15 protein-coding genes and 1 pseudogene are annotated in these 16721 nt (G+C 72.5%); 1 reads left to right on the top strand and 15 read right to left on the bottom strand.

All coding sequences use genetic code 11. The annotated features are described in order from the left end of the window. The 15 genes and pseudogenes from IH50_RS38670 to IH50_RS0105665 all read right to left on the bottom strand — a co-directional run. Positions 1–349, bottom strand: a pseudogene (locus tag IH50_RS38670) (hypothetical protein); the annotation flags it as partial. A gap of 13 nt (positions 350–362) precedes the next feature. After that, the gene (gene eccD, locus IH50_RS0105600) at positions 363–1733 is read right to left on the bottom strand and encodes a type VII secretion integral membrane protein EccD (RefSeq protein ID WP_030857912.1); all 1371 of its coding nucleotides are present in this window, start codon (positions 1731–1733) and stop codon (positions 363–365) included. A 31-nt stretch (positions 1734–1764) separates the two neighbouring features. Next, positions 1765–2028, bottom strand: a complete 264-nt coding sequence (locus IH50_RS0105605) for a hypothetical protein (RefSeq protein ID WP_030857914.1) — start codon at positions 2026–2028, stop codon at positions 1765–1767. 19 nt (positions 2029–2047) lie between these two features. Continuing rightward, positions 2048–2917, bottom strand: coding sequence for an immunity 49 family protein (locus IH50_RS0105610; RefSeq protein WP_030857916.1), 870 nt, complete (start codon positions 2915–2917; stop codon positions 2048–2050). An 11-nt stretch (positions 2918–2928) separates the two neighbouring features. Next, positions 2929–5505: a hypothetical protein gene (locus IH50_RS0105615; RefSeq protein ID WP_030857918.1), complete on the bottom strand. Its 2577-nt coding sequence runs from the start codon at positions 5503–5505 to the stop codon at positions 2929–2931. After that, a complete protein-coding gene (locus IH50_RS41555; RefSeq protein WP_063759469.1) occupies positions 5502–5891 on the bottom strand; it encodes a DUF6507 family protein in 390 nt (129 codons plus the stop codon). The genes IH50_RS0105615 and IH50_RS41555 overlap by 4 nt, the downstream gene beginning before the upstream one ends. Positions 5892–5940: 49 nt before the next feature. Further along, positions 5941–6252 carry a pore-forming ESAT-6 family protein gene (locus IH50_RS0105625; RefSeq protein ID WP_030857922.1) on the bottom strand — a complete coding sequence of 104 codons (312 nt, stop codon included), beginning with the start codon at positions 6250–6252 and terminating at the stop codon, positions 5941–5943. Positions 6253–6297: 45 nt separating this feature from the next. Then, the gene (locus IH50_RS0105630) at positions 6298–6630 is read right to left on the bottom strand and encodes a hypothetical protein (protein WP_030857924.1); all 333 of its coding nucleotides are present in this window, start codon (positions 6628–6630) and stop codon (positions 6298–6300) included. Positions 6631–7068: 438 nt separating this feature from the next. Continuing rightward, entirely contained in the window at positions 7069–8046 is a 978-nt protein-coding gene (locus IH50_RS0105635) for a helix-turn-helix domain-containing protein (protein ID WP_030857926.1), read from the bottom strand. A 254-nt stretch (positions 8047–8300) separates the two neighbouring features. Next, a complete protein-coding gene (gene rbsD / locus IH50_RS0105640) occupies positions 8301–8690 on the bottom strand; it encodes a D-ribose pyranase (protein ID WP_030857928.1) in 390 nt (129 codons plus the stop codon). Further along, positions 8687–9679, bottom strand: coding sequence for a ribokinase (locus IH50_RS0105645; RefSeq protein ID WP_051767198.1), 993 nt, complete (start codon positions 9677–9679; stop codon positions 8687–8689). The genes rbsD and IH50_RS0105645 overlap by 4 nt, the downstream gene beginning before the upstream one ends. Positions 9680–9702: 23 nt before the next feature. Beyond that, on the bottom strand, positions 9703–11652 hold the full coding sequence (locus IH50_RS0105650; RefSeq protein WP_030857932.1) for a substrate-binding domain-containing protein: 1950 nt from the start codon (positions 11650–11652) through the stop codon (positions 9703–9705). After that, a complete protein-coding gene (locus IH50_RS0105655; RefSeq protein ID WP_030857934.1) occupies positions 11642–13171 on the bottom strand; it encodes a sugar ABC transporter ATP-binding protein in 1530 nt (509 codons plus the stop codon). The genes IH50_RS0105650 and IH50_RS0105655 overlap by 11 nt, the downstream gene beginning before the upstream one ends. After that, a complete protein-coding gene (locus IH50_RS0105660; protein ID WP_030857936.1) occupies positions 13168–14211 on the bottom strand; it encodes a LacI family DNA-binding transcriptional regulator in 1044 nt (347 codons plus the stop codon). The genes IH50_RS0105655 and IH50_RS0105660 overlap by 4 nt, the downstream gene beginning before the upstream one ends. 233 nt (positions 14212–14444) lie before the next feature. Continuing rightward, the gene (locus IH50_RS0105665) at positions 14445–16310 is read right to left on the bottom strand and encodes a hypothetical protein (protein WP_030857938.1); all 1866 of its coding nucleotides are present in this window, start codon (positions 16308–16310) and stop codon (positions 14445–14447) included. Between the two features lie 26 nt (positions 16311–16336). On the opposite strand from IH50_RS0105665, the gene IH50_RS0105670 reads away from it, so the two are divergent. Beyond that, entirely contained in the window at positions 16337–16645 is a 309-nt protein-coding gene (locus IH50_RS0105670) for a DUF397 domain-containing protein (RefSeq protein WP_234328098.1), read from the top strand. Positions 16646–16721 lie beyond the last annotated feature (76 nt).

Raw genomic sequence — 16721 nt, forward strand, 5'->3', positions numbered from 1 at the left:
GGTCGTGGGCGGGGGCAGGGGCGGCGTGCGGAGAGGGCCGCTCCGGGGTCGGCTCGTCGGCGGACCCTGCGCCGGACCTGAGGGCCGGGGACGCGGGGCCGCCCGGAGCGTCGGGCGGGCCGGACGCGTCACCGCCCGTGTCCGGCCCCGCCTCCGACGCCGTGGCCGCGGGCTGCGGGGGTGCGGGGTGCACGAGCCGCAGCGCGGGCTCGCCGGGCCGGGCATCCGTACCCGGGTGGCCGCTCCCGGAGCCGCCGCCCAGCTCCCGCAGCACGTCCCGCTGCCAGTCGCCACCACCACCGTGTGCCGACGGCTGCTCCCGCCACTGATCCCCCTGCTCCTGCGCCATACCGCCGCGCCTCCTAAGCGAAGGTGTCGAGCAGTCGCCCGTACACACCGAACACGCCGACGAGCAGCGGGAGCAGCGCGATGACCCCCACCGATTCGAGCAGGTCACCGGCTCGCCGCAGCCGGACCCGCACGTGCTCGGCCGGCTGTACGGCGAGCACGAGGAGGGGCAGGACCGCCAGCACGGCGAGGACGGCCGGCGCTGCCGCGGCCGAGGACCGCTCCGCCCACACCACCAGCAACCGCACGACGACGCCCGCCGCGGCGGCCAGCAGCACGACCACCTCGGCGACCAGCGGAAACGCCCGGGCCCGCAGAGCCAGCACCACCGCGACGACCGCGGCCAGCGGCACCGTCCACACGGAGGGGTCCCGCAGCGCCAGTACGGCGGCCACGGCGGCCGATCCGGCCACGGTGACCGTGGCGAGCACCAACCCGCGGTGGGCGGCGGCCAGGGCGGCGGACACCTGGTGGCGGCTGACGGAGATCCCCCCGGCCCGGCGGTCGTCGAGCTCCGAGAGCCCGGACGCCATCAGCGCGAGCCGCGGCAGCATCCCGAGCACCACCACGCAGACGACGCCGAGCACGGCCCCGACACGGGCCTGCTGCTCCGCCGTCCCGGCGCCGGACTGCACGGCCACGACGGCCTCCCAGCCGACGGCGGTCACGGCCACGGCACCGGCGCCCACGACCCCGCCCCGTCCCAACGGCGTGAACAGCCCGAGCAGGGCGAGGACCAGCACACTCACGGCGGCCACCCCGGCGAGCCGCAGGGCGTCCGCCGAGGATCCGCCGACGACGTCGACCAGGCTCCACACACCCGGCACACCGAGCGCGCCCGCGCCGCACAGCAGGGTCGCGGCCGGCCCGTGCCGGCGCAGCCGTCCCAGGACCGCACCCGTGACCGCGGCCAGGCCGGCCGCGGCGAGCAGGGCACCGACGACGACCGTCCGGTCGTACTGCGCACGCGCGAACAGAGCGGCGACGACCATCCAGCCCACGCTCGCGGCACCCGCCGTGACCCGGCGCGCGGCCGGCCCCCACACCCATGCCCGATGACCGAGATCCTCCGCCACCTCGTCGGTGACGTCGTGCACGACGGGAGCGGGCGGGGCGTCCTCCGCGCGGACGAGACGCAGCACGGCGCCGTCGCGGACGCCCGCCGTCTCCAGTGTGCTGTCGTGATCGAGCGCGGAGCCGTCCACCGTGACGAGGTGACGCGACGCGGGCCGCCCCTCCACACGGTCGTCCAGCAACCGCATGATCTCGGGCAGCAGCAGCCCGACCGGCTCCCGAGCCGGAAGCACCAGGTCGACGCGGCGCCGCTCACCGACGAGCGTGACCCGGCTCAACACCGTCGGCCCACCGGCCGTTTCCCTGCTCAAGGCCCCCGTAGACATCACGATCGCGAACCTATCACCGGCTCGTAGGACTGTCGGAAGGCGTGGAAACGCCAGGGGAGTACGGGCTCTGCCCGATCAGCCGGTGCGACACGAACGACCACCCCACACACCCCGCGCACAGCACGGCCGCGATCACCACCCCGGCGACCGCCTTCCCCATCCGCTCGTCCACGGCCCGCCGTTGCCGCTGCGCCCCGAACACCAGGGCGTCCCGCAACCGCCGTCGCCGCACGGAGACGGACTCGAGGAGCTGGCTGTCGTAGTCCTGAGCGGTCATGGTGATCAGTTACCTCGTGTCACGTCGGGAATTCGCCCAGCCAGCTGCGCTCGAGCAGGTTCTCGGGCAGGTACTCCGACTCGACCTCGACGGGCAGTCCGGCGTCGTGGGCGAGGCAGGCGAGGGCGAGGACGTCGAGGGGGATGTCACCGTCACTCGTCTCCTGACGCTCCTCGTTCGCCGTCCAGTACTCCTTGTGCAGCTCGAGCGCCTGGGCCAGAGCCTCGTTGAACCGGTCGGCGTCCCGGCTGACGAAGCGGTAGAAGAGGTTGATCGGCGGATAAAGAACTTTGAGCATCGTCTCGCGGTCCATGAACCGCAGCCGGTCGGGATCGGTCCCGTCGAATGCGGCGACGAGCTTGTCCCCGAGCCCCGGCCGCTCCAGCCAGTACGTCTGGAGGGCGTCGACCCAGTGGTAGATGTACTCCTCGAAGACGGCGCCGGAGGCCCGCAGCGTCTCGACCGGCACCTCGCACAACTGGGTCATCCGCGCCTGGTCCCGGCAGACGACCGCCAGCCAGAAGGCTTCCAGCCAGGTACCCGCATCCACGAAATGCGTGATTCCCACGGCGGGAATCGTCCGTACCTCGTGGCCGATCACGCACTCGACGGTGGAGCCCTCGGGAGCGGTCGCCGACGCGAACAGGGCGGACCCGACCTGCATGGCCATGACCCAGGCTTCCCACGTCTCCAGTTTGTCCGCGGTGGGGTCGAGGGAGCACTGGAGCTTGGCGGTGTGCAAGGCACTACTGAAGGTCATGCCAAAACTCTGAGGCCACTCCTCGAGCCGCCCGATGTCCTCGAGCGTGTCCTCGTTGAGTTCTTGTCTGAGTTCGTCGGGGTTCGGATGGCCGATTCCCTGCGCAGGTCGGGAGACGCGCGTCGGCATGAACTACTTCCTCATTTCGTGAGGTCGAACTGCTTCATTTCGTAGCCAGCGTACTTAGCCCCGTCGGGCTTGGCTTTCACGAGGACATAGTCCACCTTGCCCGCACCCAGCGCGGTTTTCAGGTCACGGGCCAAGGTGCGCTCAGCTCTGGCTTGATCGAGGTGACCATCCTTGCGGAGCTTCGCGGCCCTCTTTTCCATTTCCTTGAGGATGGTCTCGAAGTATTCCTTTGTCCCCTGTGTCACCAACCGCCCACTGTGCCCCTTGCGCACTCCGAGGGATGCTTTCGTGGACCCCTTCGCCTCGACGACGACATACCGGCCGTCCGTCGTCCGGTACACCTGGTCGAACCGGTTGTTCCCGAACGCCCCGTCGTCCAGGCGCACCGCACCCGCGTAGTGCTCGGGTATCGCGTGGTGTTCGGCGGCGTGCTCGCCGAGCAGTTCGCTCTGCCGGCGGGCGTCGCCGTGGAGCGGCGAGTGCGTCTTGTCGGCGAGATCCCTCGCGGCGGCCAGTTCGTCCGTGGGGTTGGCCGCGTAGGCCTTCTCCGCGGCTCCGAGGGCACCCTCCGCCGCGTTGTCGGCCTTGATGGCCGCGTCCCGCTTGGCGGCCTGCTTGTTCAGGTCCTCCAGGATCTTGTCGGGGAGGTCCGATGCCTTGCCCTTGATGGGATCCGGGCGCACATAGTCCTCCTTGATCGCCGGAGGCATGTCACTCGCCGCGATCCACTTGGGCGGCGCGAGCGGGTTGCGCGTGAGCTGGGGTACGGCCTGGCCGTACCCGCCCTCGGCGGACGTGGAGCGCCGGTATCCGTTCTCGCGGTAGTGCTCCTTGAACCACTGGGGGTCGTTGTTGGCCCGCTCGACCTGCCGGCGCATGATTTCACGTTCGACATCCAGCGGATCGCGGCTGCCGGACGGCGATCCGCCCGAGCCGTCTCCGCTACCGCGACCGCCACCGGTCCCGCCGTGCTGGGCGGGAACCGAGCCGCTGTCGGCCCCGCCGCCCGCGTGCCCGTCACCGCCCGCCGCATGGCCCCCGGTGTCGCGTGCGGGCACCGTGTCCGTGCCGCGCGCCCCGGCGTGCTCGCCGGCGTGAGCGGTCGGTGCCGTGTTCCCGCCGGCCCGGCCCGTCGCGTCACCGCCGACGTGGGCCGCCGTCTCCCCGGCCGCGTGCACGCCCGCCCGCTCGCCCGCCCCGACGAGCACACCCTCCTCGTGCGGCAGGCTCCGCTCCAGCAGCTCCCGGTCCGCCGCCGACAGTTCCACCTTCGCCGGCGCAGCCGTCCCGTCCGCGCGGACGACCGAGCCGTCGTCCAGGTTCAGCCGGGTTCCGTCCGGCCACTCCACGACGTTGTCGCGGATGACCGGCATGTCGTCGGCGACCCGGACCACGCTGCCGTCGGGCTGGACCCGTCCCGTTCCGGAGAGGATGTCGGCGTACGCGCCCGCGTGCACGCCCCGCAGGCCGGCGAACAGGTCGGCGACCTTGACCGTGCCGAACGTCGCGGCCTTGCCGAGGTACGTCATGGGATCGACGAGCCGGGCCGTCTTGCCGAGCGCGCCGACCGTACGGGCCACCGCGCCGCCCTTCGCCGCCGCTCCGGCGCCTCCGGTGAAGACCGTCGTCAGGACGTTGAAGGTGACCGCGCCGCCCGCCCGTGCGGGGTTCTCGCCCCACTGGTCCCAGGCGACCAGCGCCTTGCCCGTCTCCTTGACCGCGTTGCGGGAGTCGCGCAGGTAGGAGGGCAGCTTGTCCTCGGGCATCGCCCAGTAGGCGACGCCGACGACGGGCACCGCGGTGATGAGCACGCCGGTCGCGAGCTTGCCGAGCCCCTTCCACGCCTCGCCCGCGGCGTCCCAGCCGTCGAAACCGACGAGGGTGCCGAGGCCCCGTATCGTGCCCCACACGCCGTCGACGACGAACCCCTTGCCGAACTCCATCAGCTGGTGGCCCAGCCAGTCGAGCCCGTGCCGCTCCTTCTCCACGGTCTTGCCCCAGGGCAGTTCCTCGGACTGGTTCAGGAGGTCGGCGGTGAAGCCGTAGGTGCTGTCGCCGAGCTTCATCAGCCGTTGCTGGGCGCCGTCCTCGATGATCAGCGTCGAGCCGCCCACCAGCGCGGTGATCTTGTTGTGGCAGGAGATCTCCGCCAGCCAGAAGGCCTCCGCGGTGGCGTTGACGTCGTACACCAGGTCGTTGTTGAGCTGGACGTTGTCGTCGTCCTCGCGCCAGTCGTCGTCCCCCGCGATCTGCTGCCGGAAGGTTTCCGCACGCTGTTTGAGGCTCTTCAGTCTGGCCACGAGCGGCTGGATCTCCGTCTCGTACGAGCTGAGGGCCGCCGCCACCTTCTCCAGGTCGTCGGCGAACTCGTCGGCCTTGGCCGCCACCGGCGCCGTCGTGGCGAACAACTGCTCCGCCTCCGGCGCCGTGTAGCACGCCGACAGCCCCTGGAAGCGGGTGTGCACGTCCGACCCCGACTGGCGGAAGGCGATGGCCTCCGCCGTCAGCAGCATGTGGTCCGTGCCCAGTTGCTCCAGGTCGCCGGTGAACTGCGGGATGTTCTGCGGGTCGATGAGGTCCGCGCTCACCGGCCCCCCTGCTGACCGCCCGCACCCGGCAGGTCGATCTTCGGTTCCTTCAGCGCGTTCGCCTGGGCCTGCGCGGCCATCTCCAGGTCACCCTTGACGTACGCGTTGGTCGCGCCGGCCGCCCCGTCGAGGGAGTTCGACGTGCGCACCGCGACGTACATCAGCTTCTCCTGGTAGGCGGTGAAGAACTCGCCCAGCGCCGCCGCGACCGGGCCCTGGACCCCGCTCTTCTCCACGCCGCCCTGCTGGATCGTGCCGGCGGACTTCGCCGCGCTCGGCATGGTCTCCTGCAGGGCCTTCCCGGTGTTCGAGAGGCCCTCGGCCGCCTTCGCCGTCTCCGTGAGGACGTGCTGCACGCCCGACGGCGATATGTCCCACCCCGTCATGTGGATTCCCCGTACTCCCGTGTGCCGTCGCCCCGCCGACGCGTCCGCGTCAGCCGATGTTGTCGACCGCCGCCCGCGCCTTCGCCATCGTCGACTGGGCCGTCCCGTCGTTCTCCTCGAGGGTCGTGCGCACCAGTCGGATGATGTTGCGCACCTCGTCGGCCGCGCGGTTCCAGCGCATTTCCTTGCCGTGGTACTCCTCGGAGACCCCGTCGGCCTGGAAGTCGGCCATGGCGGCCTTCACGGCCCTGTCGCGGTCGGCCAGTACGCGCTCCAACTGCCCGACGATCCCCTGCAGACCACCCTGCACCTCGCTCGACGCGCCGGTGTCGTAGGAGCGGCGGTCCAGATTCTGGCCCATCGTCAAAACCCCCTGTGGTTGTCGGCCTCTGCCCCGGCCGGCGGTCTAGCGCGCGCCGAAGCGGGCCGCGTCGAAGTTGGCCGCGCCCATGTTCTTCTGGGCGTTGTCCTGCTGTTCGGTCTCACCGGTGGTGAACGCGGTGTCCATACCGCCCTGGCCTTCGAGGATCGCGCCGAGCGACTCGTTCAGCGCGGCGGTGATCTCGTCCGCGCGCGTCTTGAACGAGTCGAAGGCGACCTTTCCGGAACCGTTGAACTTGCCCTCCAGCGGCTCGGCCGCCTGGATGAGCATGCGGATCAGCGTGCCCAGGTCGGTGCTCGAACCGGACGTGTTCTTTCCCAGTTCCGACAGGGTCGTGGACCCCATGTCGAACTTCACGTGTGTCACCCCCGTGCGTCACGTACGCATCACAAAGTTGTTCGAACATGTTGTCGCACAACCCGTTGCGGACGCAACGCCGTTGATCACGGTGTGACGCGATCCGGACATGGTGGGGACAATGCCGATGCCTGCGCACGTCGGCGGGAGGTACTCGCCGGGACGGCGGCACGGTTCGTGGGGCACGCGGACAGGAGCCGGGACCGGGCTCGTACGAGGGCGAGAGAACGGTTCCTTCCGGCTCGCGCGGAGCGCAAGCCGTGCGGTGCCGGATCGGACGCCGACGTTCGCCGGCACCGCACGCTGCTTCCCCCCTGTTCCCCGCTGGTGCACAGCCCCCACCGTGCACGGGCACCAGCATGCGCCCACCGGGCGGTTGAATCCTTGACCGTCCGTGCAGGGATCTTGTCGATTCCGGCAGGAGACGCCGGACCGCCCCTACCGGTCGCGGCCCGCGTGGTGATGGCGGTGGTCCGTCGGCGTCATGCCGTACGCGCGGCGGAAGACGCGGCTGAAGGTGGCCGCGTCGGTGAAGCCCCACCGCGCGGCGATCGCGTGGACGGAGCGGCCCCGCAGCCGGGGGTCGGCCAGGTCGCGGCGGCACCGTTCCAGACGGCGGTGGCGGATCCAGGCCGCCGGGGCCTCGCCCTCCGCCGCGAACAGCTGGTGCAGGTGCCGTACCGAGATGCCGTGGGCCGCCGCGACGGTCGCCGGGGACAGTGACGGATCGCCCAGGTTCCGGTCGATGAAGTCCCGGATCCGGGTGTGCAGGGCGCGCCGGCGGGACTCCGGTGGCAGCGCGTCCTCGGAGTCCGCGCAGCGGCCGAGCAAGGAGGCGAGCAGATCCGTGGTCACCGAGGCCAGCGCCGGCACGTCGGCCTCGGTGAACTCGTCGGCCCGCCGGGCGACGTCGGCCAGCCAGCGGTGCAGCGCGCCGCCCATGCCCCGGTCCACCGGGACCGGCACCGCCAGCAGGCGGCGCACCGCGCGCGGCGGCAGCGGGAGCCGGGCCCGGGGCAGGCTGACGACCACCGTCGTGGACCGCTGCGACGTCCTGTTGATGCGGACGTCGTACGGCAGGCTGGTGTCGGCCACGATGAGCTGCCCCGCCCCGAACACCCCCTCGGTGCCGTCCTGCGCCAGCATGCCGTCGCCGGAGAGATGACAGTTGATCTGGAGGACCTCGGGGTCGAAACGCCGGATGGTGCGCGGTGTGCGCACGGTGTCCAGGTGCGGCAGGTCCAGCTCGGCGATCTGCAGGTCCCCCAGCGGCAGGACCCGCATCGTGGCCTCGAAGTCGTCGCTGCGCTCACTGCGCAGCAGGTTGGGCACGTGCGTCCGCGTGGCGACGTCCTGCCACAAGTCCCACCGCTCGGCGGGCGGCACCACTCCGGTCCGGAACTCCTGCACCAGCATCGCCACACGCCCCCAACGCGTACCGGACGACCGCATCCTGCCCAGGAGGACATCGTAGGGAACCGGAACCGGAGCCGGAAAAATTACGGAGGGACCGTGCAACCCTCCCCGCACCTCGCGGGTCGTACTTGGAGTCAGGACTCCTGGGAGGGGACCCGGGGGGACTTGAGGGGTTCTGGCGGGGGAGGGACCGAGGGGGCCCGGTCGACGGACCGGGCCCCCTCGAAGCGCGTACGGCGGTACCGCGGGTCGCCTCAGAAGAACACCCCGCAGCGCAGCAGCACGTTCGCGTACGGCCGTGCCTCGCCGGTGCGGACGACGAGCCGCGCGCCGGCGCTCAGCTCCTTGAGCCGCTCGTGCGGGACCAGGCCGAGGCCGGGGAAGCGGCCCGCCAGCAGCTCGGCCGCGGCCGGATTGGCGTCCCGCACCTCGGACGCGGCCGTGGCGCCCTCGACGACCAGCTCGTCGAGGAGCCCCTCCAGCACCTCCGCGAACGACGGCACCCCCGCGCGGAAGGCGAGGTCCACCACGCGCGGCCCACCGGGTACCGGCATCCCCGCGTCGCACACCAGCACCCCGTCGCCGTGCCCGAGCTCGGCCAGGGCACCGGCGAGGTGCCTGTTCAGGATCCCGTGCTTCTTCACCGGGTGCCGCCTTCCGGGTCGGCGCCGGATGCGCCGTCCGGCCCCCGGCCGGGGGTCCGGGGGCCGTCCCCCGGACCGGTACGGCACAGCCCGTCGATCTCCGCCGCCGTGGGGAAGGAAACCTGCGCGCCCTCCTTGGTGACCGTCGCCGCGCCCACCCGGGCCGCGTACGCCGCCGCCTCGGCGAGCGGTTCGCCCGCGCCGAGACGCCAGGCCAGCGCGGCGGTGAACGCGTCCCCCGCGCCGGTGGTGTCCACGGCGCGCACCTCGACGGACGCGACGCGGTGGACGCCCTCGGCGGAGGCCACCAGCGCGCCCTCGCCGCCCAGCGTCACCACCACCGACCGCGGGCCCTTCGCCAGCAGCAGCCGCGCCCACTCCTCGGGCTTGTCACCCGCCCCGGCGTCGTCGCCCAGGATCACCTTCGCCTCGTGCTCGTTGACGATCAGCGGGTCGCAGGCCGCCAGCACCTCCGCCGGGAGCGGGCGCGGCGGGGACGGGTTCAGCACGAACCGGCTGCCCGGCACCAGGCTCCGCACCACCTCCACCACCGTCTCCAGCGGGATCTCCAGCTGTGCGGAGACCACCCGGGAGGCGTGGAACAGGCTTCCGGCCGCCCGCACGTCCGCCGGGGTCAGCCGGCCGTTGGCGCCCGGCGAGACGACGATGCTGTTGTCGCCCGACGGGTCCACCGTGATCAGCGCGACCCCGGTGGGCGCCCCGCCCACCAGCACGCCCACCGTGTCCACCCCGGCCGCCCGCTGCGAGTCCAGCAGCAGCCGCCCGTGCCCGTCGTCGCCGACCCGCGCCAGCAGGGCCGTACGGGCACCGAGCCGGGCGGCCGCGACCGCCTGGTTCGCGCCCTTGCCGCCCGGGTGGACGGCCAGGTCGGAACCGAGCACCGTCTCCCCGGCGCCGGGCCGGCGCTCGACCCCGATCACCAGGTCGGCGTTGGCCGATCCGACGACCAGGAGGTCGTAGTCGTACATGAAATCGCTCCCCGATCCCGGCGTCAGCCCTCGAAGCCGGCCACGTTGTCCTGGGTGACCACCTTCACCGGCACCTTCACCATGTTCTCCACCTTCTCCTCATCGGCGGCCCGCAGCGCGTTCCGTACCGCGATCCTGCCGAGTTCCGACGGCTGCTGCGCGACGGACGCGTACAACGTGCCGGCCTCGACCGCCTTCAGCCCGTCCGGAGTGCCGTCGAACCCGACGACCTGGACCGACTTCCCGGCCTTGGAACCGAGCGCCTTGATCGCGCCGAGCGCCATCTCGTCGTTCTCCGCGAAGACACCGTCGATGTCGGGGTGCGCCTGGAGCAGGTTCGTCATCACGTCCAGGCCCTTGGTGCGGTCGAAGTCCGCGGGCTGCTCGGCGACGACCTTGATGCCCGGGTAGTCCTTCAGTCCCTCGGCGAAGCCCGCGCCGCGCTCGCGGCTGGCGGAGGTGCCGGCCTGCCCCTGGAGGATGACGATGGTGCCCTTGCCGCCGAGCTTCTCGGCGAGCGCCTTCGCGCCCAGCGCGCCGCCCTCGACGTTGTCGGAGGCGACCAGCGCGGCCGTGTCCGCGTCGTTGACCCCGCGGTCCACGGCGACGACCGGGATGCCGGCCTTGTTCGCGCCGCGCACGGCGGGAGCGGCGGCGTCGGAGTCCACCGGGTTGACGACGACCGCGGAGAGCGAGCCGCTGGTGAAGTTCTGCAGCTGGTTGGCCTGCTGGGAGGCGTCGTTCTGCGCGTCCGTGACCGTCAGGTCCACGCCCAGTTTCTTCGCCTCCTCCTCGGCGCCGGCGCGGATCTGCACGAAGAACGGGTTGTTGAGCGTCGACAGCGACAGGCCGATCCGCTGCGTCTTGCCCGCCGACGACCCGTTGTGCAGCAACGAGGTCGCGCCGACGACGGCGACGGCGACGACCGCCGCGATGACGTACGTCAGTGCCTGCCTGCCCTTGTTCCCGCCTCCGGACGCCCCGGCGGCCGGGGTGGTCGCGCCCGCCTTGCGGCGCAGCGTGTCGAAGAGGACGGCCAGCGCGATGACGACACCGATGACGACCTGCTGCCAGAACGCGGAGACGGACAGCAGGTTGAGCCCGTTGCGCAGCACCGCGAGGATCAGCGCGCCGATCAGCGTGCCCGACGCCTTGCCGGTGCCGCCCGCGAGGGAGGCGCCGCCGATGACGACGGCGGCGATCGCGTCCAGCTCGTAGCCCTGCGCGGCCTGCGGCTGCGCGGAGGCCAGCCGGGAGGCGAGCACGATGCCCGCGGCGGCGGCGAACAGCCCGGAGAAGGCGTAGATGGCGAGCTTCTGCCGCTTCACCCGCAGGCCGGACAGGCGTGCGGCCTCCTCGTTGCCGCCGATGGCGTACATGGAGCGGCCGATGTACGTCCGGCCGAGCACGAAGGCGGTGAGCAGCCCCATGACGACCATCACGAGCACCGGCACCGGCAGCCAGCCGCCCAGCGTGTCACCCAGGTGGGAGACCGAGTCCGGGAAGGCGATGGGCGAGCCCTGCGAGATGACGAGCGACAGACCGCGCCCCACCGACAGCATGGCCAGCGTCGCGATGAACGGCGGCAGCTTCCCGTACGAGATGAGGAAGCCGTTCACCAGACCGCAGGCGATGCCCGTCGCGACGGCGAGGAGGACCGCCAGGGGAACCGGGATCCCGGCCTCGGTCGCGCTCCACGCCAGCACGGTCGCGGACAGCGCGGCGACCGAGCCGACCGACAGGTCGATGCCCGCCGAGACGATCACGAAGGTGACGCCGAAGGCGAGGATCGCGGTCACGGCGGCCTGGACGCCGACGTTGAGGAGGTTGTCGGCGGTCAGGAAGTCCCCGGACAGCGCCGACATGGCGATGACGAGGACGATCAGCGCGGTCAGCGCGCCGTTGTCGAGGAGCAGGCGGCGCAGGCCGGCCGTGGCGCCGCCCTGCGCGCCCTTGAGCGTGTCAGTGGCCACGGGAGGCCTCCGTTCCGTTGCTGTGGGGAGTGGTGGTGCTGACGGCGAGGGCCATCACGGCGTCCTGGGTGGCCTCGCCGGCGGGGAGTTCGCCCGCGACGCGCCCCTGCGCCATGACGACCACCCGGTCGCTCATGCCGAGCACCTCCGGCAGATCGCTGGAGATCATGAGCACGGCGGCACCGGCGGCCGTCAGTTCGTTGATCAGCTGGTAGATCTCGACCTTGGCGCCGACGTCGATGCCGCGCGTCGGCTCGTCGAGGATGAGCACCTTGGTGTTCGCCAGCAGCCACTTGCCGATGACGACCTTCTGCTGGTTGCCGCCGGAGAGCGTGCGCACGTGCTGGCCGAGCCCGGCCATCCGCACGCCGAGCTGCCCGGCGATCCGCTCGGCGGCCTCGTGCTGCCCCTTGAGGTCGACGAGCCCTCCGCGGGTGGCGGACCGGAGGGTGACCAGGCCGAGGTTCTCCTCGACGGAGGCGTCGAGGACGAGCCCCTGCCCCTTGCGGTCCTCGGGCACCAGCCCGATCCCGGCCGCCATGGCGGCGTTCACGTCGTGCCGGCGCAGGGGGGTCCCCGCGACGTGCACGGTCCCGGCGTCGTACGGGTCGGCCCCGAACACCGCCCGGACCACCTCCGTCCGCCCGGCCCCGACGAGCCCCGCGATGCCGACGACCTCACCGGCCCGCACCTCGAAGCTCACGTCGTGGAAGACGCCGTCCCGGGTCAGCCCCTCCACCTTCAGCAGCGCGTCACCGGCCTCGGCGCGCTCGCGCGGGTACTGCTGCTCGATCGACCGCCCGACCATGAGCCGTACGAGCTCGTCCTCGGGCGTGGCGGCGGGCACCTGCCCGACGCTGCGGCCGTCCCGGATCACGGTGACCCGGTCGCCGAGGGCGGCGATCTCCTCCAGGTGATGGGTGATGAACACGATCCCGACGCCGTCCTCGCGCAGCCGCCGCACGATGGCGAACAGCTTCTCGACCTCCTCGGAGGTCAGCACGGCGGTCGGCTCGTCCATGACGAGCACCCGCGCGTCCAGGCTGAGCGCCTTGGCGATCTCGACCATCTGGAGCCGTGCGATGCCGAGTTCGCGCACCCGCGCACGGGGGGAGACGTCCACCCCGACCCGCTTCAGCAGCACCTCGGCGTCCGCGTCCATCCGCTTCCGGTCGATCATCCCGAGGCGGCGCGGCTGCCGCCCCAGGAAGATGTTCTCGGCGACCGTCAGATCGGGGACCAGGTTGAACTCCTGGTAGATGGTGGCGATCCCGAGCCGCTCGGAGTCCTGCGCACCGTGGATGCGCACCTCCTCGCCGCCGACCGTGATCCGGCCGGCGTCGGGCGTGTAGGCACCGGAGAGCATCTTGATCAGCGTGCTCTTGCCGGCGCCGTTCTCACCGAGGAGCACATGCACCTCGCCCCGGCGCAGGTCGAAGTCGACGCTGTCGAGCGCGACCACGCCCGGGAAGGTCTTGCGGATGCCCTCGATGCGCAGCAACTCGTCCGGGCTGCTCACGACGTACTCCTTCGTACGGGGGACTGTGGTGCGGGGGACTGCGGGGGCGCCGGCTCACCGCACGAGCGGCGTACGACGAGCCGGGCGGGGAGGGTGACGGACGCGCCGGGTCTCCCCTCGATCCGGTCGACGAGCGCGCGCACGGCGGCCCGCCCCAGCGCGCCGGTCGGCTGGGCGATCGCGGTGACCGGCGGATCGGTGTGCACGAACCAGGGGATGTCGTCGAACGCGGCCAGCGCGATGTCGTCGGGCACCCGCAGCCCGCGCGCGCGGACGGCGTCCAGCGCGCCGAGCGCCATCAGGTTGTCGGCGGCGAACACGACCTCGGGCGGCTCGGGCAGGCCGAGGAAGCCCTCGGTGACGCGGCGCCCGCTGTCGGCCTGGAAGTCGCCCTGGCCGATGTAGGCGTCGGGGAGGGGGAGCCCGTACGCGCCGAGCGCCTCCCGGAAGGCGTCCACGCGCTCGCGGCCGGTGGTGGTGGCGGCGGGCCCGGCGATGATCGCGAGCCGCCGGTGCCCGAGGGCGTACAGGTGCGCGACCAGGTCCCGTACGGCGCCGCGCCCGTCCGACCTGACGACGGGCACGTCCACGCCGGGGATCCACCGGTCGACGAACACCATGGGCGTGCCCGCACGGGCGGCGTCCAGCATGCCCGGCGACCCGCCGTCGGTGGGGGAGACGAGCAACCCGTCGATACGGCGGTCCAGCAGCGTCGTCACGTGGTGGTCCTGGAGGTCGGGCCGCTCGTCGGCGTTGCCGATGATCACGCTGTAGCCGAGCGCGCGGGCCTCCTCCTCGACGGAGCGGGCCAGCTCGGTGAAGTACGGGTTCATCACGTCGCTGATGACCAGCCCGAGGGTGCGGGTCTGGTCGGTGCGCAGGGAGCGGGCGACGGCGTTCGGGCGGTAGCCCAGCGCCTCGACGGCGGCCAGCACGCGGGTGCGGGCGTCCGCGCTGACCGACGGATGGTCGTTCAGGACGCGCGACACCGTGGCGACGGACACCCCGGCCCGCGCGGCGACGTCCTTGATGCTCGCCATCGCCGTTCCACCTCCTCGTGGAATCGATTACACGGAGGATTGGAATCGATTACACGGGCGGCTGGCAAGAGGGTGCGGGGTGGCCGAAACCGAATCGTGACCGCGGGGCGGCGGTGTCCCATGGGGCGACCGGGTTCCGCGTACCGCAAACGGTGAGCATCCGGCGGGCGAACGCACCCTGCGCACTCGGATGAGCGGAGCGCGAACACCACGGGCCGGAATGCTCCCGCTTTTCAGGCAAGGGTGAGCAAGCTCCAGGCGACCGCGCGGAGTTCCTCGTCCTCGTGGTCCTCGGAGAAGGGGGTGGCGCCGAGCAGGCGGCGCGGGGAGAAGGCGCAGGCCCGAAGGGCCGGGCGCAGCCCCTCGGGTGTCCGGCCGATGACGGCGAGGGCCTTGAGGGCGTGAAGACCGACCGGGCTGGGACCGGCCAGCTCGGCGAGGACGGGGACGGCGTCGGCCGGGGAACCGGTGATCCAGTGGTGCGCCTCGGCGGCGGTCGCCCGCGTCCATTCGTATCGCGATGTCAGCATCGGTTCGACGAGGGGGAGCAGGGGTGCGGCGGCACCGCCGAGGGGCTGGAGACTGCCCAGGTGCCAGTGTGTCGGGCCCTGTGCCGCCGAGAGCAGTTCCTCGAAGGTGCGAAGTGCCGGGACGGCGTCACCGGTCAACCGGTAGTGGGCGACGGCCGCCGCGGCCCGCAGCGAGGCGTCACTGCTCTGTCCGGCCTCCCGCAGGGCGGAAGAGATCCCCCCGGTCAGGATGCCGTCGAGGCCGAGCTGCCGGGCGGCGGCGACGGCCGCCCGGCGGGTCCGGAGGCATTCCACCAGTTCGGGCCGGGCCTGCCGGGCGGGAGTACCGAGCGGTTCCAGTGCCGCGATCAGGGCGGCGGCCGCGTTCCCGGTGGCGCCCGCCGACAGTTCCTCGCGGATCACCGCCGTGAGCTCGTCGCCCGCCTCCGGGAAGACCGTCGCCGCGGCCCGGACCGCCTTGGCGTCGGGGCGGCGCAGGAGCACGTCCACCGCACGGGGGTCACGTGACCGGACCAAGGCGAGGAGCGCCGGCCGTGCGGTCTCCCCGTCCGTGCGGGCGTAGTCGTACAGGGTGTCCCGGAGCTCGTCACCGGGCTCGGGCAGACGGCCGACCCAGCGGCCGATGACGTCCAGCGTGTGGACGAGTGAGCGGGCGCCCCGCTGGTGGGGCAGGGCGGCGAGCAGGAGATCCAGTACCTCCGGTTCCCGGTCGCGCCAGCTCTCCGTGATCTCCCGGGCCAGCCACGATCCGCGTGAGCCCAGGTCGCCCGCGTCGATCCAGCGGGCCGCCACGGCGAGAGCGGCGTCCGGGTCGTCGGTCAGCAGCCCGGTGAGGTGGGACTCCGGGGTGTCGGTGCCCGGCCACGGGAAATCGTCCTCCCCGGGATCGGGTTCGGCCCCGTCCTCGGCGAGGATCGTCACCAGCTCCGCCGGGTACGGCGGGCCGGACCGTTCGGCGGCGAGCGTGGCCGCCGCCATCCTGACCTCGGACCACGGGCTGTCGAAGGGCAGTGGTTCCCGCCCGCGCTGGTTCAGGACGACCAGTGCGTCGGCCCGTACCGCCGGGACCGCGTCACCGGCGTACAGCTCGCCGACCCGCTCCTCGACGGAGGCCCACAGCCCGGCGGGGAGCACGTCCGCCACGGCCGCGACCACGCGGAGCGCCGCCCGGCGCACCGGCCGTTCGGTGTCCGTCAGACAGGGCAGCAGGTCCGGAAGCACCCGGCACAGCTCCGTGCATACCTCGGCGACCGGACTGAGCGGCCAGTGCGGTGACCCGGTGTCCGAGGGAGTGTGGTCGGCGAGCGTCGCCAGCAGCATCAGCAGCTCGGCGCGCCTGCCGGGAACGTGCAGGGCGGCGTGTGCGAGGAAGGGAACGGCGGGCGCCGACGCCGAGTACACCGTGCCCTGGTGGTGGATGTTCCCGTACAGCTCGCGAACGGCTTCGTCGACGGCCGTGTCGTCGTCCTGGTGGAGCGCCCTGATCAGGTCGGGCACGTCCACGGCCGGGCCGTAGGCGTGGGCCAGTGTCTGCCACGGGACGGTGTCCAGTTCGGCCGGGGACTTCATGGTCGGCGCTCCTTCGCTGATCAGGTGTGCCGACCCTACGGAGCACCACCGACAGCGCCGGGCTCGCACCGCGCGTACTCGCCCCGACTGCCCTGTCCGGCCAGTGGCCGCCACCCCGCACCTCGGCACAGGCCCGTACCGGCGCCGGGCCCCGCCGGTCCTCCGGCTCGGGCCTCGGTGACGGCGACTCGTGCCTCGGGACCGTACACACCCGCCCCCTCGTGGCCGTACGCGACTCCGATGCCCCCACCCGGGCCGCCCCCGCCTTCCCGGCCATCGCCTTCGCTCGCTTCCTCGAGACACGGAAGGAACCGGACCGGCGGGAACCGGCGTGATATCCCTCGGCCGACATCCCCGCTGAACACGATCCCGTGGAACCGGGCCGTGCCGTTCCGGAGCGGCACGGACAGC

The organism is Streptomyces sp. NRRL S-37, from assembly GCF_000721605.1.
In the GTDB taxonomy this organism is placed as follows: Bacteria; Actinomycetota; Actinomycetes; order Streptomycetales; family Streptomycetaceae; genus Streptomyces.